Here is a 21,209-nt window from a genome sequence, read left to right on the forward strand (position 1 = left end):
TCATATTAAAAAAGGTATCCTATTTCTAGAATACCTTTTAAATTTTTTTTAATTTATTTCTTATCTATTTATCGTCTGAGTCCTATCTGGACCTACAGAAACAATAGTAATAGGAATTTCTAGTTCCTTTTCTAAAAAGGCGATGTAGTCATTAAGTTCCGAAGGAAATTGAGATACATTTCTCATTTTGGTTAAGTCGTCTTTCCACCCTTTAAACTCGGTATAAATTGGAGTCACGTTTTCTTCTTCAATATTAAACGGTAAATGTGTAATTGTTTCTCCTTTGTATTTATAAGCGGTACATACCTTTAAGGTTTTAAACCCTGAAAGCACGTCTCCTTTCATCATGCTCAATTGCGTGACTCCATTGACTTGGCAAGCATATTTAAGCGCTACGAGATCTAACCATCCGCAACGTCTTGGTCGTCCTGTAACTGCTCCAAACTCATGACCAATACGAGCCATATTTGCTCCAATCTCGTCAAATAATTCTGTTGGAAATGGCCCAGAACCGACACGAGTTGTGTAAGCCTTAAAAATTCCGAAGACTTCTCCAATTCTATTTGGTGCAACACCTAAACCTGTACATGCTCCAGAAGCAGTGGTATTTGAGGATGTTACAAACGGATAGGTCCCAAAGTCAATATCTAACAGAGAACCTTGTGCACCTTCTGCTAAAATAGATTTCCCAGCTTTTAGGGCTTGGTTTAAATATTCTTCGCTATCAATAAACTGTAATTCTTTTAAACGCTCAACAGCTGCAAAGAATTCGTTTTCCATTTCGTTTAAATCATATTGAATATCTACATTGTAGAACCCAATCATTGCTTCATGTTTGTTTGCTAAAGCTCTGTATTTTTCTTTCCAGTTTGGTAATTCTAAATCTCCAATACGAATCCCATTACGACCGGTTTTGTCCATATATGTTGGTCCAATTCCCTTTAATGTCGATCCAATTTTGGCCTTACCTTTTGAGGTTTCGGAAGCTGCATCTAACAAACGATGGGTTGGTAAAATGACATGCGCTTTTCTAGAAATAATCAATTTGGATTTGTAATCTAAGTCAAACTTATCTAAACCATCTAATTCCTGCACAAATACAACGGGATCAATAACCACTCCATTACCAATTACATTAATCGAATCGTCATGAAAAATACCTGAGGGTATCGTTCTCAATACATGCTTTATACCGTCAAATTCTAATGTGTGACCAGCATTTGGCCCACCTTGAAAACGTGCAATAATGTTGTATTTGGAGGTGAGTACATCAACAATTTTTCCTTTGCCTTCGTCGCCCCATTGTAGTCCTAGTAGTAAATCTACTGCCATTTTGTAAAATTAGTTAGTTGGTTTATTTTTTGTTCCGTAGAAATAAAGAGAGTGGTTGGAGATAGAAATATCAAAAACCTCTTCAATTGTTTTTTTGATGGATTGAATTCGTGGATCACAAAATTCTATAACCTCACCGGTATCTGTCATGATTACATGATCGTGCTGTTTATCAAAATACGATTTTTCGTAATGCGCTTGGTTTTGACCAAATTGGTGCTTTCTTACGAGTGCACATTCCATTAAAATCTCTATTGTATTGTAAAGTGTTGCACGACTAACCCGATAGTTTTTGTTTTTCATTTTGATGTACAAAGATTCGATATCAAAATGCTCTTCGCTATCATAAATTTCTTGGAGAATGGCATAACGCTCTGGTGTTTTTCTATGACCTTTGTCTTCTAAAAACTTAGTAAAAACGTTTTTTACAATCTCTTGGTTAGTATGTTCAGTTTTATCGCTCATGTTTAACTCGTGTGGAGTTTTCTTTTCATCAAGTTTCAAATTTACATATTTTTAAACCAAATAGTTTATAATTTTTAGCTAAAATATAGTGTAGTTTTTAACAATTTAAACTCTTGTTACTTTATCGATACCGTTAATCTTTTTGAGATTGTCGATTAGCTTTTTGAGCATTGTGCTATTTGGAACAACGACATTGATTTTTCCCGTAAAAATGCCATCATCAGATTCAAAACTTATACTCTTCATATTGACATGCATATTAGAGGATATGACTTGAGTGATGTTATTTACAAGTCCTAAATTGTCTATGCCAGATAATTTTATCTGCGTTGCAAACTCTTGCTGAGAGGAATCAATCCATTTTGCCTGCATTACTCTATAAGCATAATTAGATTGCATACTCAAAGCGTTAGGACAATTCTTTTTATGAACTTTAATACCTTCATTAATTGTTAAAAATCCAAATACAGGATCTCCAGGAATTGGATTGCAACATGTAGATAATTTGTAATCTAGTTTTTCTTCTTCTTTACCAAAAACGAGTTGATCATATTTTGCTGTAATTTCATCTTTGTCTATGTCTGGAGCAGTGCTAGGCCTACGAATTTTATTTTTAATATAACTCATAAACATATTACTACGTGATGACGCGTAATCTTTTAGCATTGCGTTATCAATAGTACCAATACCAACACGATAAAATAAATCTAAACTGGTTTTAAGTTTGAAATGGGTGACCATTTCATTGACCGATTTTTCATCGAGCGAAATTTTAAGCTGCTTCAGCTTGCGTCTTAATATTTCTTTGCCATCTTCTGCAATGTCTTTTTTATCTGCTTTTAATGCAGACTTTATTTTACTTAAAGCTCTGGCGGTAGTTGCGTAATCAAGCCAATTGCGATTGGGTTTTATGTTTTCCGCAGTTAAAATCTCAACTTGATCGCCACTGTTGAGTTCGTGACTTAAAGGTACAAGTCTCCCGTTAACCTTCGCGCCTTTTGTTTTCATACCAACCTCTGTATGAACACTAAATGCAAAATCTAAAGGTGTAGCGCCTTTTGGTAAGGATTTCAAATCCCCTTTTGGTGAGAACACAAAGATTTCTTTAGAATATAGATTGAGTTTAAACTGCTCGACAAAATCGACCGCATTGTTCTCGTTACCTTCTAGTGCTTCCTGTAATTTATTGATCCATGCGTCTAGAGCATCTTCTGCATTTCCTTGTTTGTATTTATAATGTGCTGCGTAACCCTTTTCTGCAATTTCATTCATGCGCTCACTGCGCACTTGCACTTCTACCCATCTGTTTTTAGGACCCATTACCGTAATATGGAGCGCTTCATAACCTGTGGATTTTGGTGATGAAATCCAATCTCTAAGTCGTATTGGGTTGGGGACAAAATGATCGGTTACGATAGAGTATATTTTCCAGGCAAGAAATTTTTCGTTCGCATAATCAGATTTATAGATGATGCGAACCGCAAACTTATCGTACACTTCATCAAAATCGACCCCTTGCTTTTGCATCTTTTTTCTAATGGAAAAAATTGATTTTGGTCGCCCTTTGATTTCGTAATTTAAACCTTCCTTGTCCAGAGAATCAACAATGACCTTTGAGAATGCTTTGATGTATTCATCTTGTTCCTGTTTGCTTTCTTGCATCTTTTCTAAGATGTCGTTGTAAACTTCGGGTTCGGTATATTTCATACCGAGATCCTCGAGTTCGGTCTTGATGTTGTACAAACCTATTCGGTGGGCGAGAGGAGCGTAAATGTATAAGGTTTCCGAAGCAATCTTCTCTTGCTTATCTGGTCGCATAGAGTCCATTGTTTGCATATTATGAAGACGGTCTGCGATCTTTATGATGATCACGCGCACGTCATCATTGAGCGTCAATAGCATTTTACGGAAATTCTCTGCCTGAGTTGAAACATCGGTCTCTTTACTCAATGAGGATATTTTGGTGAGACCATCAACAATGCGAGCTACGGTTTCTCCAAAGAGGCGTTCAATATCACTTTTGGTATAATTGGGATTGTCCTCAACAACATCGTGGAGTAGAGCAGAGGCAATGCTTGTTGCATCCATACCAATTTCACTTGCCACAATTCGTGCTACAGCAATTGGGTGGAAAATATAGGCTTCTCCAGATTTACGACGCTGGTCTTTATGGGCATCTAAAGCGACCTCAAACGCATGCCGAATGAGTTTCTTGTCTTCATCTGTAAGTGTCCTGTAACTTACCTTTAGAAGATTTTTATAGGCCTTTGCAATATCTGCATTTTCTTTTTCTATGGCTTCCTCTGTCATAGAACTAAAGTAAGCATAAGATATGTATTGTGCAACGGGTTTTCTGGGTTTTGTATTAGGAAATGAATTTTTGAATTATTTCTTCGGAAATGTGAATGCTTTATTTTTAGGGATTGGATTTTTGGTTTTCGCTAACGTGTTCGTGTTATGGCTAGTTGCGTTGGTTGGAACTAATTTAGTAAAAGAAAACGAACCAGAGGAAAATTCGGAGAATTTTCCGAGTACACACAAAACGAGCAATTAGTTATACACGTTGTTGTGCAACGTTTTTTGTATCTTTACAATCAGGCTTAAATTTATAAAAAAATAAAATATGGCATTCTATAATAAGATAAAATGGATACTCGGAATACTGATAATTTTTATTCTAATCATTGCTACAAACTTAATTGATAAGAACAATTTTGTTAGAGTTCGTGATTCAGTAGTTACAATTTATGAAGATAGGTTAATCGCTAAAGGCTTATTATTTGAAATGCTTAAGTCTGTTCAGCGAAAGGAATTAGCTATATCATTATCCGACACCACTTTTTACAACACAGAAAATTCAAAAGTCAACGAAAATATACAGTCTCTAGTTTCTAGATTTGAGCAAACAAAATTGACAAAAGCGGAGGCTAAGGTATTCAATGATTTAAAGATAAATGTTCAGTCATTGTTAGATTCCGAAAGTCAGCTTTTAATTTCTGATTACAATAATAATTCGCAAGTTTTAAATCAAATAACAAATTTGAAAACAAATCTTAACGATTTATCAAAAATTCAGCTTAGTGAGGGAAGTAGGCAAATGTCAATTAGTAAACGTGCTCTTGACACAGTCGAATTATTTACTCAAATCGAGATTTATATATTGGTTTTCTTGGCTATTATAATTCAGGTTATTGTAATGTATAAGCCCAAAGAAGAGTCCTAGATTCAATTTTCCAGCATTTTTGTTAAATGTTGCACAACTTTATGATATGAGTCCGTTTTAATGACTTATATCAGTCGTTAGCGAAGTTCGACAATTTTTATGAGAATCTCAATACGTAGTTCTACATAAATCCCTAACCCACTCAAGCAAGGTCGGATGCGAATAATGCGCCACCACATAAGTAGGATGAGGCGTTAAATTGCTCAAACTGTTTTTAGATAATTTTTTGAGATAAGTTAATAGGATAATTTTTTTAAAATGCACATAAAATGTTTGCTTATTGGCTACAGTTACCATCAATAATGTCTTGTGATGATGGGTTGTAAGCATTATTTTCAATTAAATACTCAATTGATGTACCGTTACCATTTATAAATAGATTTTCCAGAGCACAATAATTTGTTAGATTAGGACATGGACCGGTTTCAAAACCAGTATCTGTGCGCTCAAATCCAATTAGAAGTGCTGGAAAATATTGAGAACCAATATTTGTAAATGTAATTAAGTTTTGTAAACCATCAAGATTTGTTAAAGATTGATTTCCAGATATTTCTAAGTTTCCTAATTGTGTTATTTGCTCAAATCCTACTAAAGATGTTAATGCGTTATTATAATGAATATATAGACCGTTTAATTCAATCAAATTCCCAAATCCATTAAGAGTAGTTAGAGAACTATTACCTCTTACTTTTAAGGTTATTAAATTAGTAATGTTCTCAAAACTTTCAATAGAAACTAATGCCTCATTATTTGCTATCCGTAATCCAGAACCTATATTTACGAGACTATTTAATCCATTTGTTGTAGCAAGGTTTTGATTAAATGTGACTTGTAAATTGCCTACACTGGCTAAATTATCTAAACCGGTAAGTGATGTTATATTAGTATTACCAGATATTTGTAAATTAGAACCAATGTTGACTACATTATTTAGGCCATTTAAATTTTCTAATAGAGGATTTTGAGTAACACTTACATAGCCAGTAATACTTTCTAAACTATTTAAAGGTGTTAAATCATGAATATTTGATGAAGCATCATCATTAGAAATCCTTAAATAACCATTAATGCTAGAATAATTAAAAAGACCAAAATTATCTACTTCAGATTGATTCTTCAAATGGACATCTCCATTATAAACATCACCTATATTCTCACATGTGCTTAATGACCCAAGATTTACACTTGCTCCTGTAAAATTCACATCGTTAACAACAGTTAATTGTCCAGCGTCAAAATCAAATATTTGTATAGGTTTTGTATAACTATTGCAATACTGAACACCAAAATTTATGATACCATCTGTTACACTAAAAGCATTATTTTCATCTATAAACACATAACCATTAGTTAAAGGGTTATCACTACAGTCTGTTACTGAGCCAGTCAAAAGCGTTGTTTGAATATCTTCAGAAAATGAAATATTTACACTACTATTAGAATTAAGACCTCCTATTACCTCTTCGTGAATTAGTGTATTGCTACAATCTCCCGTTAAAGCATGTATAGAAACTTTGGTTTCCTCATTTTGCGGAATCAAACCACATTCTTCAGTAACTCCTGACAGCATAGTACCGCTATAAATGAGTTGATTATTTGTAACACGTGTTATATTGACATTATAAGGAATTGCAAAATCAGTATCTGTAGCATTAATTGTCAAACAAAGGTTTACAAAATCAATAGGTAAATCACAGTTCCACCATGTGAAATGAGTCACTTCTCCAATATATTTGTTTTCATTTTTAGTTGCTACTCCTTGTTCTTTCCAATACCCAACAGTTTCGTCAAAATACCATAGGCTCATTACTTCTGGTGCAATGTCCGTTTGAGTAATGTCTATAGGGAATTCTATAATTGCTGGAGTATTTTCATCTATATTTAATTCTTCACCAGATGGCGACAATAATATAACAGAAAGCATCCCATAAGTTTCTAAACCAACAGCATTGTTTGTTGATGTTTGTGCAAATAAACTTCCTGGCATTTCAATAAAAGTAGATGCTCTATTTGGTTTTAAATAATGAGAAACAATTTCTACTTGTCCATCATAAGGATTTCCTTCTTGTGTAATAAAATTTCCAGTGAAAGTAACTTTAGACCCGTTTTGTAGAGACACCGTTGTTGACTCACCAGAATTTACAGTTGCTGTCACCTCTTTTTCCAGTAAAACAATATTTATTCTATTAAAACCATCTGTTTTTGGCACCACAACTCTAGATCCTTTAACATATCCATCTTTGTATGCTTCGATATATGCGAAATTTTCAAAAACTTCAACGCCATTTGAAATAAAAAAACCATTTTGATCGGTATATATAATTACGTTGCCGATTGTAATTTGAACATTTGAAAGATTTTCACCATTTTCGTTTTTTACATGACCAATAAAATTACCTGTTGTGGTAGTGCCAAAATTTTCATTTTGAAAAACGAGATCATTCGTATTTAAATCTGTATTGTCATCGTTTTGATTTATGGTATCATCATTATCACAATTGTGGATTGTTAACGACAATAATAACAGTAAAAATAGTTTAGAGAAGTTGCTCATAATAGTAGATGGTTTTTTTAAAGATACAAAAACACAAAAAAGGTTGCGTAAGAAATTACTTTATTTTGAAACTTAAAATATTATCACATCAAATTTCTAACCCGATCCAGCAACGTAGGATGCGAATAATGCGCCACCACATAAGCAGGATGAGGCGTTAAATTACTCAAACTGTTTTTAGATAATTTTTTGAGAGAAGTGACTAAAGGTTCTGCTTTGTAAGTGTTTTTTGCGTAGTCATCTGCTTGGTATTCAAATTTGCGTGACAATTGATTCATCACTAAACTCGTTACTTCGCTAATTGGTGAATACAACAACCCAAAAGCAATCAATCCCACATGAAAACTTGGGATTTCAACACCGAGCGCATTGGATAATAACTGATTTGAAATAAACACAGACAATATATAAAACGTCAATCCTGTTAATGCGATAGAAGCTATCAAATTATAGATGATGTGTTTCTTTTTATAGTGTCCAACCTCGTGAGCGAGAACAGCAACAATCTCTTCTTCGTCTAACTCATTAACCAGCGTATCATAAAGTGTTACTCTTTTTTCACTCCCAAACCCAGAAAAGTACGCATTGGCTTTCGTGCTGCGTTTTGATCCATCAATAATGAAAATTTTATCAAGATTAAATCCAACCGATGTTGCATATGCTGAAATTTTATCACGCAAAGTACCGTCTTCTAAAGGCGTTTGTTTATTAAATAACGGAACAACCAATTTGGAATAAAACATATTCATAAACACGGTAAAAACCGTAACAATCGCCCAAGCATAGAGCCAAAACAACTCTTGTGTTTGTTGGTAGAACCAAATGATTAGTGCTAAAATCCCACCACCAATAATAGCCATCATCAATAACCCTTTAATCTTGTCTAGGATAAATGTCTTTTTAGTGGTTTTGTTGAACCCAAAACGCTCTTCAATTACAAATGTTCTGTAATAACTAAAAGGGGTTGAGATGATATCACTTGCAAGCATAATTATTCCGAAGAAAATCAAAGCCACAATTATCGGGTTATCACTATAGCTTCTTGCTATGTTATCTACAAATTCAAATCCGTCGAAAACTAAAAATCCTAAAGTGAAAAAAAGAGAAAAGAGAGAACTCCAAATCCCGAACTTGTAATTCGTTTTTTTGTAAGCTTGTGATTTCTTGTATTCGGTGTCATCGTAAACATCCTTTAATTCATCAGGAACTGGATTGTCGTAATTTTTGGCATTGAGATGATCTAAAACTTTATCAATAACAAAACTGATAACGATAATGAAAATGATGATATAAAATAGAGTAGTAGCTGTCATGTATTGGTTTTGCGGTTGTAAATATAATAGCTATTTATCATATTTGTTTTTATAAATAAAATCTATTTGGTTCTGGGATTAGAGTTGCTCACTAACGTGATTTATTTTAATTTTAATCACTTAAAATCACGCTGCCTTTTAACCTCAAAAATTAAAATACCAGCAGCTACCGAAACGTTCATACTATCAATTTCGCCCTGCATTGGGATTTTGATATTTTGTGTTGATGCCTCTCGCCAAGCCTCACTTAAACCAATAGCTTCTGTGCCAACAACAACAGCTGTAGGTTTTGTAAAATCCTGTTCGTGATAATTTACTGCATCTTGTAAAATGGCACTATAAATACCAATGTTTTTATCCTTTAAAAACTGAATGATCTCAGTGGTTTCTCCCATCGCAATTTGCGTTGTGAAAACGCAACCCACACTGGATCTTATAATATTTGAATTGTACAAATCACCTTTGGGATTGGCAATAATCACCGCATCTACATTTGCAGCATCGGCAGTTCGAAGCAATGCACCGATATTACCAGGTTTTTCTGGTGCTTCTGCAACTAAGATTAATTGGTTTTCCTTCGGAAATTTTAAATCTTGCAAGTTATGCTGTTTCATTTGAGCAATGGCGATGACACCTTCCGTAGAACTGCGATGGGCCAATTTTTCAAATACTTCTCTTGAGATTTGGATGTGTTCAGTTTCCGAAGATATAAAGCTTTTTAGTTCTTCATTAGAAACTAAATCTTCATAGTATAGAATTGTTTGTATTTTATAATTTGCTTTTATGGACAATTGCAATTCGCGAATCCCTTCTATAATAAAAAGACCGGTTTTTTTACGCTCACGGGATTTTTCTTTTAAAACTAAGATTTGTTTTATGAGTTTATTTTGTGTGCTCGTAATTTCTTTTTGGTGCATTCTATTTACGTTTTCTAGTTTGTAAATTTACATTTAATCGAGCATATACAGTATGATTCTTTATTTGTAATTTATTTTAGATAATCAAAAAGTAGGAAAAACATAAACTTACTTGTTATAGTATTGAGGTAAATCTTTACTCATTAAAAATACATTTGTAAATTTAAACAACCAATCAAACTCTTATTTATGAAACAAAAAATACTCTTTCCGCTAATAGCCCTTCTTTTTTCGATGTCCTCATTTGCACAATTTGTAATTAATGAACCCTCTGATTATATTTTATGTGATGACAATAATGATGGTTTTGCTTTGTTTTTTCTGAATACAAAAGACGCAGAAATATTGGGATCTATGCCTTCTAACGGTTTTGAAGTCACATACTACATGTCGCAAGAAGACGCAGACAATCAAATTAACGCATTATCAAGTTCGTTTACAAACACGACCAATCCACAAACTGTTTTTGCAAATGTTGTGGAATTGTCGAGTGGTAATTTAGAGCGAACAACCTTTGATTTACTAGTAGTTGCAACGCCTCAACCAAATTTATTGGATGTTTACGAAATATGTGATGGATCTACTCTTTTAGTTGATTCTGGATTAACAGATCCAAGTTATAGCTATAGTTGGTATTTGGATGGGATTATTTTAGAAGGAGAGGTAAATCCGTTGTTAGAAGTATCCCAAACTGGTAATTATTTATTACAGGTTTTTTCTGGCGAAGATTGTACTTCTTTTACAGAATTTGAAGTGATTGTTAGTGACTTTGAAGATATAGAAACACCATCACCTTTGGTGGTTTGTGATGATAATGATGATGGGTTTGCATCTTTTGATTTAGACAGCGCAACTGTTGACATATTAAACGGAATTGATAACGCATCACTAATCGTTACTTTTTATGACACTGAAGCTGATGCTTTTGGTCAAGTGGATCCATTAACGTCTCCATACAATAATAGTGTTCAATATAATCAAATTCTTTATGTAAGAATTTCCAACATATCGGGAGATTGCTTTACGGTTTTACCAATTGAATTGATTGTACAAATCAACTGTTTTGGTGCGCAATCTACTTCTATAGAAATATGTGATAATGATCCCGTTTTTACTGGTTTGTTTGATTTGACCTCCCAAAACGAAAACATAGTTAATGGTGAAGATGTTTCAAATTATAATTTCTCCTATCATTTAACAATTGGCGAGGCAGATAATGATACAAATGAAATAACCGATATAACTTCATATCCTCATACTGTTGGAGTACAAATTCTTTATGTGAGAGTAGAGGAAATAGTCTCTGGAGATTATGAAATTGTGCAATTATCATTAATCATAAATGAAGCTCCAGTAATACCAGAACCACAGGAATATACCATTTGTGGAGGTGATGAGATTGTGATTGATGCAGGAATTTTCAATAGTAATTTAAATTTCCAATGGAGTACAGGAGAGACTGATCCAGAAATTATTGTGTTTGAATCAGGAACTTATAGCGTTACAATTACAGATGATGCTACGGGTTGTTCAAGTTCCGTAGAAATAATAGTAAATCAAGGTGAAACAGCAAATATTAACGACCCGCAAGATTTAGTGTCGTGTGATACCAATGGTGTTTTTGATTTAACGAGCGTCATACCAGATGTCTTAAATGGTTTAGATCCTAATAATTATGAGATTACTTTTTATGTGAATTTCTCAGATGTTTTCAATCAAGTTAATGCCATCGCATCACCAAATGCATATACTGCATTTTTAATTCCGCAAACTGTTTACATTAGAGTAGGTAACCTAAATGATGAATGTTTTGCTTTTGGGGCTTTTGATCTTATTTCAGAAAATTGCCCAATCGAAGTCGTATGTGGAGAAGAGCCAATCAATACGACATATTGTTATGAGCTCGAAAGTGCAACACAATATACTTATACGAGTTCAGACGGTTCTCCATTGCAGGTTGTTTTTAATTCTGGCCAAGTAGAGGATGAATGGGATGAATTGACTGTTATTGATACTGACGGTACAATTTTATACAGCGGTTATGGCAATAGTGGAGATTTAACAGGTTTAAGTTTTGCTTCAAGCGGAGATACGATTACAGTTTTTGTGGATTCTGATGATGTTTTTGCTTGTGCAGATCAAAATTATGATCCATTAGATTATGATGTGACTTGTTTAAGTGATTTTGGTTTGATTAGGATTAATGCTTTTAAGGATACGAACGCCAATTCTATTTTTGATTTTACAGAAGCTAATTTTGCAAATGGTTATTTTACATATGAGGTCAACAATGATGGTGTTGTTAATACGGTTAATTCATCAACAGGTACGTTTAGTATTTTAAGCGAAGATCCTGCGGATACTTATGATATAACATTCAATTTATATGAAGAATCTGCAAACTGTTTTGATATTACAACAAGTAGTTTTGAAAACGTTTCTGTCACGACAGGAAACGTTGTGACTTTAGATTTTCCGGTAGTAGAAGATAATTCTTGTGAAGATTTAGGAGTGTATCTGGTCAATTACTCTGTTCCACCAAGACCAGGCTTTCAGCATTACAACTATTTAATATTAGAAAACTACGGGTTTACTACAATTGCATCTGGAACCGTTGAGTTTACGGTAGATCCACTTTTGATTTTTGATAACACATTTGGTGTAAACTCCAGTTATACCATAAACACGACATCAAATGGTTTTACAGTAGATTTTGTAAACTTAGAACCGGGAGAAGTCGCTAATATCGGGATTACGTTAACTTGCCCATCAAGTGTAGAGTTAGATGATATTGTAACTAATACCGCAACCTATTTAACTGATGAAAACGACTTAGTTACAAGTAACAATTACTCAACTTTATCTGAGGTAGTTGTAGGATCTTGGGACCCTAACGATAAGCGAGAATCTCACGGACCGGAAGTAGATTATGAAGCGTTCTCAACATCAGATGAGTGGTTGTATTACACCATCCGTTTTCAAAATCTAGGAACATTTTTCGCAGAAACGGTTAGAATTGAAGATGCACTGGATAGTCAACTGGACGAAACTACCTTTCAGATGTTGAGATCAAGCCATGATAATGTGGTTACTTTGACAGATAGAGATTTAGAATGGTCTTTTGAGAATATCAATTTACCAGCAGCTCAAGATGATGAAGAGGGAAGCCAGGGATTTGTATATTTCAGGATCAAACCAAATCCAGGTTACGCCATTGGAGACATCATCCCAAATACAGCATCTATTTTCTTTGATTTTAATGCACCTGTAATCACAAATACCTTTACTACAGAATTTGTTGAAGAAAATTTATCGGTCAATGAAGCAGGCTTTACATCTTTCAATCTCTACCCAAATCCTGCAAAAGATAAAGTAACGATTAGATTAAATACTAATAACTTCGGAAATTTGACCGTTAACATCACTGACCTCCAAGGAAAATTGATCTTGGAACAGCAAATTTCCGAAGAAAATAATATGGAATTGGATATTGCAGCCTTACAAAGCGGATTATATTTTGTGAAACTGAACAACAATAATAAAAGTTTCGTTAAAAAACTGATTATAGAATAGTAAAATCTCAATCATAAAAAAAAGCCTCAAGAATTTCTTGAGGCTTTTTTATATATAAATCTTATTTCTAATCTTTTATTCTCCTGAATGTATTTCTTCAGTTTCACAACCAAACAAGCATTTTTCTTTTATGAGTTTTGAAACACCTGGAGGCAACATATGCTCCCAGTCATCTTTACCGTCAGAAATTGCTTTTAGTACTGTTCTCGAGAAAATAGTAAGGATAGAATCATCGTAATCGGTAATATCCACAACTTTCCCATTGTATTTAAAGAACTTGTAAAGTTCTTTCATCCTTGGATGTACTTTTAAGTTTTCACTATCTGTAATGGTACCATCATCATTTTTCATTGGGTACAAGTAAACCCTAAGATCCTTGAAGAATAATTTCCCAAAGGCCTCCAAAATACCACCACTTAGATGACGGTAATATTTCTCGTCAAAGATGTCCACCAAGTTATTGACACCCATTGCTAATCCCATACGTGCTTTGGTATATTGAGAGAAGTACTCAACAAGTTTATAATATTCCTGAAAATTAGAGATCAATACGGTTTGCCCTAAAGAGCACAACAGTTTTGCACGATCCATAAAATCCTGCTCATCAATTTCTCCTTCAGCTCTTAAATTGGAAAGGGTAATCTCAAAAATAACCTGGGTTTTATCGAGATCGACCTTGTTTTCTTTTATAAACATGTCGTAAGATTTCTTATACATGTCCATATTTACTTTGGTCACTGGTCTAAAACTACCACGCAGTGCTAAAATATTCTTTTTATAAAGTACTCTCGCTGGTAACACATTATTACCATCTGGCGCAAACATGACTGCATCTGTCATTCCGTTTTTAACGAGTTGTAAACTCATTAATCGGTTATCGACATCTGCAAAGACAGGTCCGCTAAAATTAATGGTATCAATTTCTACTTGATCTTTATCTAAATGATCGTATAGATAGCGTAGTAACTTTTTAGGCTCGTTATATTTATAATAAGCGCCATAAATTAAATTTGTACCTAAAACACCTAAAGTTTCTTGTTGTAATCTGGCATCGTTTTCCTTAAATCTAAGGTGTAGAACAATCTCGTTATAGCCTTGCTCAGGATCTACTTGATATTTAATGCCAACCCAACCGTGTCCTTTATATTTTTTAGCAAAGTCAATAGTAGCAACAGTATTTGCGTAAGCAAAAAACATTTTATGAGGATGCGTTTCTCTCAAAATACGCTCTTCAACCAAATTGATTTCGTGATTAAGCATTTTACGAAGTCTAGCTTCGGTCACATAACGCTTATCATCTTCAATCCCATAAATGGCATCACTAAAAGCCTTATCATAGGCAGACATTGCTTTCGCAATAGTACCAGATCCACCTCCAGCTCTAAAAAACTGGCGAACAGTTTCCTGTCCAGCTCCAATCTCAGCAAAGGTTCCGTAAATATTTTCATTCAAGTTGATGCGTAAACATTTCGTCCTCAACGACGGAATCTCATCAAACTCTTTATCTCCTTTTAAGGTTATTTCCATTTTAATCTGGGTTTTGTCAACTACACAAAGGTATTAAAATAGGAGGTCAAACTAAAAAAAATAGTTTTATTTTTGCACAGCTAGTCAATTCAGAAAAAGATAATATGTAATTACTAGAATTGAGACAATTGGTTATTAAAATAAATAAGCTTTGAAAGTTACTTTTTTGGGTACTGGAACATCACAAGGAATTCCCGTAATTGGGAGCGATCATCCTGTATGCCTAAGCAAAAATCCAAAAGATAAACGACTAAGAGTTTCGGTTTTGATAGAATGGGAGGATTATGTGTACGTTATTGATTGTGGTCCAGATTTTAGACAACAAATGCTGCGCACCAACTGTCACAAAATTGATGGCATCGTTTTTACGCACGAACATGCAGATCATACAGCTGGCTTGGATGATATCCGTCCGTTTTATTTCCGTCAAGGTGACATTCCATTTTACGCACACAAACGTGTTTTGGGAGAACTCGCAAAACGGTTTAATTACATTTTTACTTCGGAAATTAAATATCCAGGCGTGCCAGGCGTCATCAAGCATGAAATAAAAAACGAACCTTTTCTCCTCGGAAATTTGCCAGTCATGCCAATTAATGGCTATCACCATAAACTTCAGGTTTTTGGGTTTAGATTTGGAGATTTCGCATATCTCACAGATATGAAAACCGTTGCAGATAAAGAAATAGAAAAATTAAAAGGAGTAAAGGTTTTGGTTGTAAACGCGTTACGTGAAAAAGAACATATATCACATTTTAACCTCGAGGAAGCCTTACAATTTATAAATAAAGTAAAACCCAAAACCGCATATTTAACACATATAAGCCATTATCTTGGCTTTCATGATGATGTGCAAAAAACTTTGCCAGAAAACGTTTATTTAGCTTACGACAACTTACAAATAGAAATATAGATTATGAAGAGTAGAATTTTTATGTACCTGTTTATTTTCACGCTTTTGCTCGTGATTTTTCAATTCGTTAATTCAAAAAGCATCATTGAAAGTTATGATGAAAAGTTAACGAATTATATGAAAGTAAATACCGAATTAAAAGATTCTATCCAGCAAATTGAGGATCAAAAAAGCACCGATTTATATACCTTTAGATTTGACACCAATGACGATGCCATGACGTATTGGGAGAATCAAGGCTATCGCATTTCTGAGTTTGTGCCTTTTATAAAAGATGAACTCATGAGCTTAAATGTTTACGATACAGAAGATCATCCTTTAGTGCCTTACGCTTCAATGACCGAAAATAAGATGTTAATAGATCAAATACGAATGCTCAATCACAAATGGATCATCGCCAGTTTTACAGATGGCACCTATTGGGGCGAAATGATACTAAGCTACGAGATTGAAGATAAAAAGAGTTTGAAATTTAAGGTGCTGGAGTCTATTTTGTATCAGCCTTAAATCATATTAAAAGGTCTATCTAAGTATTCTAAACTTTTTAAAAAAAATAAGATATCAATTTAAGATTAGAAAAATAAAAGGCTCATCTATTTTTCAACCATGTCTCACGAGTAATACTAAACACGTTAAATTCATCAATTTGATTTTCTAAGGACATTCCGTTTTTTATGGCGACGATTTCCGAAGCAATATTATCTACATGCATCATTGATATAACGTTCTCCGCCAGGTTATGTTCAAAACAAAAATCTCTACATTTTTGTGCAGCTTCTTGCGCGTAACCTTTTCCCCAATAGTTTGGCAAAATTGAATAACCAACTTCTAAACGCTCTTCGTCTTCAACGGTTTGAATTAGCAATCCGCTTTGTCCAATAAATGCTCCTGTTTGTTTATCTATGAGTGCATTCATACCACCAAGATTATTCTCGTATCTATGCCAAACTTTGTTGAACCAAAAGTCACATTGTTCGGTTTGTGATAAACCGGTTGGCATTCCTAGAAATTTATCCACGTTTTTTTCTGAAAAAAGAGGTAACCATAAAATGTAGTCTTCTTTGGTGACTAATCTAAATTGCAAACGTTTTGTTTCTTGATCTGTAAGGAGGTATTTGTTCATCGTTTTGTTTGATCTAAATTCCTTGCAAGACGCAATAAAATTAAATACGTGTCTCTAACCAAGCCTTAAGTTCGTAAAAATTTTGAGGAGCGACACCATGGCCTACTGGGAATTCTGAGTAGGTATTTTTGATATTTAGTTCATTTAAGAATTTTGGTGCTTTTCTTGCCCAATCTACTGGGATGACTTGGTCAACTCTTCCGTGGGAACAATAAAAATCTAAATGCGAATACGCTTTGAGTTTTAAATTTTCAGTAAGCATATCTTCACTAATATAACCACTTAGTGCGATGATATTTTTTACTTTTTCTGGATAGGTGAGTGCCACTGCATAACTTAAAATAGTGCCTTGACTAAATCCTAAAAGTGTCACATTGTTTTTATCTACTGGATATTTTGCGCAAACTTCATCAATAAATTTGGCAATTTCATCTCTAGATGCTATGGCTTGCTCGACATCGTTCCATTTGTTTTGATTGGCATCAAAATTTATGGCATACCAAGCATTTCCATAAGGTTGCATTGGGTGTGGTGCTCGAACAGAGATAATAAAGAGTTCTTTTGGTAATTCTTCAGCAAAGGAGAACAAATCGTTCTCATCACTGCCATAACCATGGCACATGATCAATAGTGGAGAATTTTCTTTTAATGAAGAAGGTCTTGTAATGTATTGTAGAGTCATATGTTTATTTACCTATGTTAGAGAACCATTTTTGAAATAGAGGTCCTATTATTGGAACTGTTTGGTATTTTCCTGTAAAAGCCATAACAAACCCATAAGCTAAAAGTGTCCCAAAAAATACCCAAAGACATATTCTCAACATTGCAGAGTCAATGTTACTAACGCTAATGGCGCAAATGAAATAAAAAATCCAAATGCCCAATGCCTGTCTAATATGAAAATTGGTAAAAGGATTTTTTATATCTGCATTTAAGAAATAGGCAATTAATGTCCCGAAAACAGGAAGGTAGCTCACACAAGCCAATTTTTTACCGTCCTTAATGATATTCTCGTTCATAATTATTTGATTACTATTTGGTTGTTGGAGATAATCCCGTATACTTTTCCTTTTAATTCCTTGCCCAAAAATATTGAGTTTTTTGATGTGGATGTGATGTTTTCCGCAGAAAAAGTATAACTATCTTCTGGATTAAAAAGTGAAAGATCTGCATCATTTCCTACTGCAATTGGCGAGCTTTTGATGCCATAACGCTCTTTGCCTTTTGTTAATAATTCTATGGTTTTTTTAATTGTAAATATTGAGTTTAATGCTCCAAAGGCGCTCTCTAAACCAATAGTCCCATATTTGGCAAAATCAAATTCTATTTTTTTATGTTCGATGTCAATAGGGTTGTGATCACTTGTGACCATATCGATTGTGCCATCTTTAAAACCTTCAATCAATGCATCCATATCTTTTTGTGTTCTCAAAGGTGGCAGCACTTTAAAGTTGGTGTTGAAGGTTTCTAAATGCTCATCTGTAAACACTAAATTATGTATGGCAACACTACACGTGACATCGAGCTTTTTTTGTTTTGCTGCCCGAATCAATTCTACCGATTTTGCTGTAGAAATGGTTGGGATGTGAAGTTTACCTTCAGTATATTCTAAAATAAAAAGATCTCTGGCGATTTGTAATTCTTCGGCAAGTGTTGGGTTTCCTTTTAATCCTAAGGAGGTGCTTGTTACATTCTCGTTCATCACTCCCAATCCGCTAATTTTTGATTCCTGCGGAAAAGAATACACCAAACCACCAAAATTGCTTGCGTATTGCAAAGCGAGCTTCATCAAATTAGGGTTCTTAATTGGTTTTTGATAATCATAAAATGCTACAGCTCCTGCAGAAGTCATATCAAATAACTCTGCTAGATCCTCACCGTCACTGTGTTTTGTGAGTGCTCCAATTGGATATAATGAAACGGGGTGATTTTTTGCTTTAGCTTTTAAAAATGAAATATCTGCATAAGAATCGATAACCGGATTGGTATTTGAATTTACTGCAACCGCAGTAAAACCAGAATTTGCTGCAGTATTTAAACCGTTAGCAATCGTTTCCCGCTCCTCAAAACCAGGTTCTCCAAAACTCACGCTAGAGTCAAACCAACCTTGAGAAAGGTGCAGGTTTTCTAACTTAATTTCTTTATGATTTTTTGGATTATCGATTTGTTTAGAAATCTGGGAAATCAATCCCTTTTCTATTAAAACATCTACGGTTTGATTGTGAAAATCGCTTTTAGGGTCAACTATAGTGGCAGATTTTACAAGTACGTTCATTTTAGAAATTTTAAGATGAGCATTTCAATGATTAAGAAAATCACTGCAAAAATAACAAACCATTTCCATAGTTCATTAACATTCGTGGCACTTTTGATATCACTTATGGCAGATGCCAGAGAATTATCTAACGTCACATTTGATAGATCATTTATATCAAAGTAATTGAGATTGCTCTCACTACGATTAAAATTGAAGCTTAAATTCTTGAGAAATGTATCCTTATTTTGAACTGAAATAATGCCTGCAACATCAGGATACGTATTGGTAATTAACTCCACTTTATTGTCGTAAGTCTGCTGTAAGGGGATTACAGAGTTTTCACCGTTCACCAAGGTCAAAATATCATCCTGTTGCAATTGTGTTGCTATATCTATCGTATTCTCGTTACCAATTGTATAATACAGATTTCCTGTTTTTAGGCTTTGCTTTCCAATATTATAGAGAACAGGAACGATTAGTGGAGAGTTCTTAAAATTAGAGTTCTCATCTTGTATTGCTGCGGAAAAACGAAAGGCATTACCAGATTGTGATAAAAATGAATTTCCGTCCTCAAAACTTAATATAGCGTTTACTTGATTGGAAGTATTTGCATAAAAAGAATTGACTTTTGGGTACTGAAAATTAGACACCTGTTTATCAAAAACATTACTCAATAAAGGATGCGAGTAATTGATACTCGTAATCTTTTTTTCTACGGAATTTAATCCGCCAAAACTAGAAAGACCATAACTATTAAATAGTTGATTGTAAGTATTTAATCTTATTTCATCTGAAGGTATGATTAAAATATACCCTCCATTGTCTGTAAAAGATTTCAAGGCAGTTACAAGAGATGTTGGGATGTCATTTAATTCGTTTAAAATAATTAAATTTTGCTGTTCTAGAGTATTATAATTAAGTGCTTCAAAATTTGAAGATGTGTAATTAAACTCATCACTCGTATAGATTTTTTGAAGAAATGCGTCATCTGTTTCATTGATGGCGAGCACATTAATTTGATCTCGTTTATCAATATTAAAATATAACGTATTATCGTACTGTAGATTTTGATCATCAATTATCAACTTGCCATTAAATATGGAATTTGCTGGAATTGTAAAGGTAGTGGTCGCATTATCATTAATAGTCACAGCACTTTTAGCAATAAGCTGATCGCCATTATATAATGAAACGGGTAAGGTTTCTATAGCATCACCTTGGTTTTTTATAACTACTGTGAGTTCAAGATTTTCTACCGTGGTTTTTGAGATGAATACGCCATCTATCGCAACATTATTTTGGTTTGACGGACTAAGTTTTACGAATTTAAATTTAACCAAACTGTCATTTGTGGCTGTAATCGCATCTGTTTTTTGCTGAAAATCAGAAACCAAAACCAAATTCTTTATAGAACTTTTATCTTCGGAAAAGAGATTTTTCCCCTTTAATATAGCTGCATCATACGCCAATTGACTGGGAGAGTGCTTGAGTTGTATCAAATCATTTTTAATAGCTTTAATACTTGTTTTGTTGAAATTAGCATCATTGGTAAATACTGAGATTTGTTCTTTTTCATCAATATTCTCAATTATATCTTGAATGGCGCTATTTAACAAACTGCCATTTGCACTTGGCGATTGCATGCTAAACGAATTGTCCAGATAGATAACCGTTTCACTCTTTGTATTAAAACTCTCAGAATTTGATATATAGGGCTGCGCAAACGCAATAACCGCACAAGCGAGCAATAACATTCTGGTAAGTAAAGTGAGCCACTTTTTGAGCTGTGAACTTTTTCGAGTTTGAATGGTAAGTTCCTTTAAAAACTGCACGTTTGTAAAATCGACACTCTTAAACTTTCTAAGCTGAAATAAATGAATAATAATAGGGATAATAAGAAGCAATAACGCGTAAAGAAGTTCTGGGTTTTTAAACTGCATTCCTGTTTTTTGGGATTATTATTCTTAGAAATCAAATATAGAAAATGATATGGGATTACTAGCTTTTGCTTT

The 21,209-nt window shown here is 33.9% G+C and carries 17 protein-coding genes and 1 pseudogene; 5 read left to right on the forward strand and 13 right to left on the reverse strand.

Going from position 1 to position 21,209, the window contains the following annotated elements; all coding sequences use genetic code 11:
* Positions 1-60: 60 nt before the first annotated feature.
* The 3 genes from GQ40_RS04190 to GQ40_RS04200 all read right to left on the reverse strand — a co-directional run bounded on the left by GQ40_RS04190 (position 61) and on the right by GQ40_RS04200 (position 4,107).
* Entirely contained in the window at positions 61-1,332 is a 1,272-nt protein-coding gene (locus GQ40_RS04190) for an adenylosuccinate synthase (RefSeq protein ID WP_047546032.1), read from the reverse strand.
* Between the two features lie 9 nt (positions 1,333-1,341).
* Positions 1,342-1,797, reverse strand: coding sequence for a Fur family transcriptional regulator (locus tag GQ40_RS04195; RefSeq protein WP_047546033.1), 456 nt, complete (start codon positions 1,795-1,797; stop codon positions 1,342-1,344).
* Between the two features lie 105 nt (positions 1,798-1,902).
* Positions 1,903-4,107: a RelA/SpoT family protein gene (locus GQ40_RS04200; RefSeq protein WP_047546035.1), complete on the reverse strand. Its 2,205-nt coding sequence runs from the start codon at positions 4,105-4,107 to the stop codon at positions 1,903-1,905.
* Between the two features lie 22 nt (positions 4,108-4,129).
* On the opposite strand from GQ40_RS04200, the gene GQ40_RS04205 reads away from it, so the two are divergent.
* The gene (locus GQ40_RS04205; RefSeq protein WP_047546037.1) at positions 4,130-4,351 is read left to right on the forward strand and encodes a hypothetical protein; all 222 of its coding nucleotides are present in this window, start codon (positions 4,130-4,132) and stop codon (positions 4,349-4,351) included.
* 69 nt (positions 4,352-4,420) lie between these two features.
* Positions 4,421-5,020 carry an MCP four helix bundle domain-containing protein gene (locus GQ40_RS04210; protein WP_047546038.1) on the forward strand — a complete coding sequence of 200 codons (600 nt, stop codon included), beginning with the start codon at positions 4,421-4,423 and terminating at the stop codon, positions 5,018-5,020.
* A 108-nt stretch (positions 5,021-5,128) separates the two neighbouring features.
* Here GQ40_RS04210 and GQ40_RS17805 read toward each other — a convergent pair.
* The 4 genes and pseudogenes from GQ40_RS17805 to GQ40_RS04225 form a co-directional block, all read right to left on the reverse strand.
* Positions 5,129-5,263 (reverse strand): annotated as a pseudogene (locus GQ40_RS17805) (M48 family peptidase); the annotation flags it as partial.
* 34 nt (positions 5,264-5,297) lie between these two features.
* Complete coding sequence (locus tag GQ40_RS04215; protein ID WP_047546040.1) at positions 5,298-7,574, reverse strand: hypothetical protein; 2,277 nt, start codon at positions 7,572-7,574, stop codon at positions 5,298-5,300.
* An 83-nt stretch (positions 7,575-7,657) separates the two neighbouring features.
* Positions 7,658-8,887, reverse strand: a complete 1,230-nt coding sequence (locus GQ40_RS04220) for a M48 family metallopeptidase (protein ID WP_047546042.1) — start codon at positions 8,885-8,887, stop codon at positions 7,658-7,660.
* A 116-nt stretch (positions 8,888-9,003) separates the two neighbouring features.
* On the reverse strand, positions 9,004-9,804 hold the full coding sequence (locus GQ40_RS04225) for a TrmH family RNA methyltransferase (protein ID WP_047546043.1): 801 nt from the start codon (positions 9,802-9,804) through the stop codon (positions 9,004-9,006).
* Positions 9,805-9,993: 189 nt separating this feature from the next.
* Between GQ40_RS04225 and GQ40_RS04230 the strand changes: the two genes are divergently transcribed.
* Positions 9,994-13,377 carry a T9SS type A sorting domain-containing protein gene (locus tag GQ40_RS04230; protein WP_081990170.1) on the forward strand — a complete coding sequence of 1,128 codons (3,384 nt, stop codon included), beginning with the start codon at positions 9,994-9,996 and terminating at the stop codon, positions 13,375-13,377.
* Between the two features lie 75 nt (positions 13,378-13,452).
* On the opposite strand, the gene GQ40_RS04235 is transcribed toward GQ40_RS04230, so the two are convergent.
* Positions 13,453-14,904: a hypothetical protein gene (locus GQ40_RS04235; RefSeq protein WP_047546046.1), complete on the reverse strand. Its 1,452-nt coding sequence runs from the start codon at positions 14,902-14,904 to the stop codon at positions 13,453-13,455.
* Between the two features lie 151 nt (positions 14,905-15,055).
* Between GQ40_RS04235 and GQ40_RS04240 the strand changes: the two genes are divergently transcribed.
* Positions 15,056-15,817: an MBL fold metallo-hydrolase gene (locus tag GQ40_RS04240; RefSeq protein ID WP_047546048.1), complete on the forward strand. Its 762-nt coding sequence runs from the start codon at positions 15,056-15,058 to the stop codon at positions 15,815-15,817.
* A gap of 21 nt (positions 15,818-15,838) precedes the next feature.
* A complete protein-coding gene (locus GQ40_RS04245) occupies positions 15,839-16,324 on the forward strand; it encodes a hypothetical protein (protein WP_052184144.1) in 486 nt (161 codons plus the stop codon).
* Between the two features lie 82 nt (positions 16,325-16,406).
* Here GQ40_RS04245 and GQ40_RS04250 read toward each other — a convergent pair whose 3' ends face one another.
* The 5 genes from GQ40_RS04250 to GQ40_RS04270 are packed head-to-tail and all read right to left on the reverse strand — an operon-like array spanning position 16,407 to position 21,137.
* Positions 16,407-16,940: a GNAT family N-acetyltransferase gene (locus GQ40_RS04250; protein WP_047546052.1), complete on the reverse strand. Its 534-nt coding sequence runs from the start codon at positions 16,938-16,940 to the stop codon at positions 16,407-16,409.
* Positions 16,941-16,980: 40 nt separating this feature from the next.
* Positions 16,981-17,622: an alpha/beta hydrolase gene (locus tag GQ40_RS04255; protein WP_047546054.1), complete on the reverse strand. Its 642-nt coding sequence runs from the start codon at positions 17,620-17,622 to the stop codon at positions 16,981-16,983.
* Between the two features lie 4 nt (positions 17,623-17,626).
* Positions 17,627-17,959 (reverse strand): hypothetical protein, encoded by a 333-nt coding sequence (locus tag GQ40_RS04260; protein ID WP_047546056.1) that lies wholly within the window; start codon positions 17,957-17,959, stop codon positions 17,627-17,629.
* Between the two features lie 2 nt (positions 17,960-17,961).
* Positions 17,962-19,215 carry a dihydroorotase gene (locus tag GQ40_RS04265; protein ID WP_047546058.1) on the reverse strand — a complete coding sequence of 418 codons (1,254 nt, stop codon included), beginning with the start codon at positions 19,213-19,215 and terminating at the stop codon, positions 17,962-17,964.
* Positions 19,212-21,137 carry a BatA domain-containing protein gene (locus GQ40_RS04270; protein ID WP_047546060.1) on the reverse strand — a complete coding sequence of 642 codons (1,926 nt, stop codon included), beginning with the start codon at positions 21,135-21,137 and terminating at the stop codon, positions 19,212-19,214. Before GQ40_RS04270 ends, GQ40_RS04265 begins: the two co-directional genes overlap by 4 nt.
* Between the last annotated feature and the right edge of the window lie 72 nt (positions 21,138-21,209).

The sequence above is a fragment of the Psychroserpens sp. Hel_I_66 genome, assembly GCF_000799465.1.
Classification (GTDB): domain Bacteria; phylum Bacteroidota; class Bacteroidia; order Flavobacteriales; family Flavobacteriaceae; genus Psychroserpens.

Coding starts and splice junctions, on each gene's coding strand:
- GQ40_RS04190 (WP_047546032.1), bottom strand. CDS start 1,332: ATGGCAGTAGATTTACTACTAGGACTACAATGGGGCGACGAAGGCAAA.
- GQ40_RS04195 (WP_047546033.1), bottom strand. CDS start 1,797: ATGAGCGATAAAACTGAACATACTAACCAAGAGATTGTAAAAAACGTT.
- GQ40_RS04200 (WP_047546035.1), bottom strand. CDS start 4,107: ATGACAGAGGAAGCCATAGAAAAAGAAAATGCAGATATTGCAAAGGCC.
- GQ40_RS04205 (WP_047546037.1), top strand. CDS start 4,130: ATGTATTGTGCAACGGGTTTTCTGGGTTTTGTATTAGGAAATGAATTT.
- GQ40_RS04210 (WP_047546038.1), top strand. CDS start 4,421: ATGGCATTCTATAATAAGATAAAATGGATACTCGGAATACTGATAATT.
- GQ40_RS04215 (WP_047546040.1), bottom strand. CDS start 7,574: ATGAGCAACTTCTCTAAACTATTTTTACTGTTATTATTGTCGTTAACA.
- GQ40_RS04220 (WP_047546042.1), bottom strand. CDS start 8,887: ATGACAGCTACTACTCTATTTTATATCATCATTTTCATTATCGTTATC.
- GQ40_RS04225 (WP_047546043.1), bottom strand. CDS start 9,804: ATGCACCAAAAAGAAATTACGAGCACACAAAATAAACTCATAAAACAA.
- GQ40_RS04230 (WP_081990170.1), top strand. CDS start 9,994: ATGAAACAAAAAATACTCTTTCCGCTAATAGCCCTTCTTTTTTCGATG.
- GQ40_RS04235 (WP_047546046.1), bottom strand. CDS start 14,904: ATGGAAATAACCTTAAAAGGAGATAAAGAGTTTGATGAGATTCCGTCG.
- GQ40_RS04245 (WP_052184144.1), top strand. CDS start 15,839: ATGTACCTGTTTATTTTCACGCTTTTGCTCGTGATTTTTCAATTCGTT.
- GQ40_RS04250 (WP_047546052.1), bottom strand. CDS start 16,940: ATGAACAAATACCTCCTTACAGATCAAGAAACAAAACGTTTGCAATTT.
- GQ40_RS04255 (WP_047546054.1), bottom strand. CDS start 17,622: ATGACTCTACAATACATTACAAGACCTTCTTCATTAAAAGAAAATTCT.
- GQ40_RS04260 (WP_047546056.1), bottom strand. CDS start 17,959: ATGAACGAGAATATCATTAAGGACGGTAAAAAATTGGCTTGTGTGAGC.
- GQ40_RS04265 (WP_047546058.1), bottom strand. CDS start 19,215: ATGAACGTACTTGTAAAATCTGCCACTATAGTTGACCCTAAAAGCGAT.
- GQ40_RS04270 (WP_047546060.1), bottom strand. CDS start 21,137: ATGCAGTTTAAAAACCCAGAACTTCTTTACGCGTTATTGCTTCTTATT.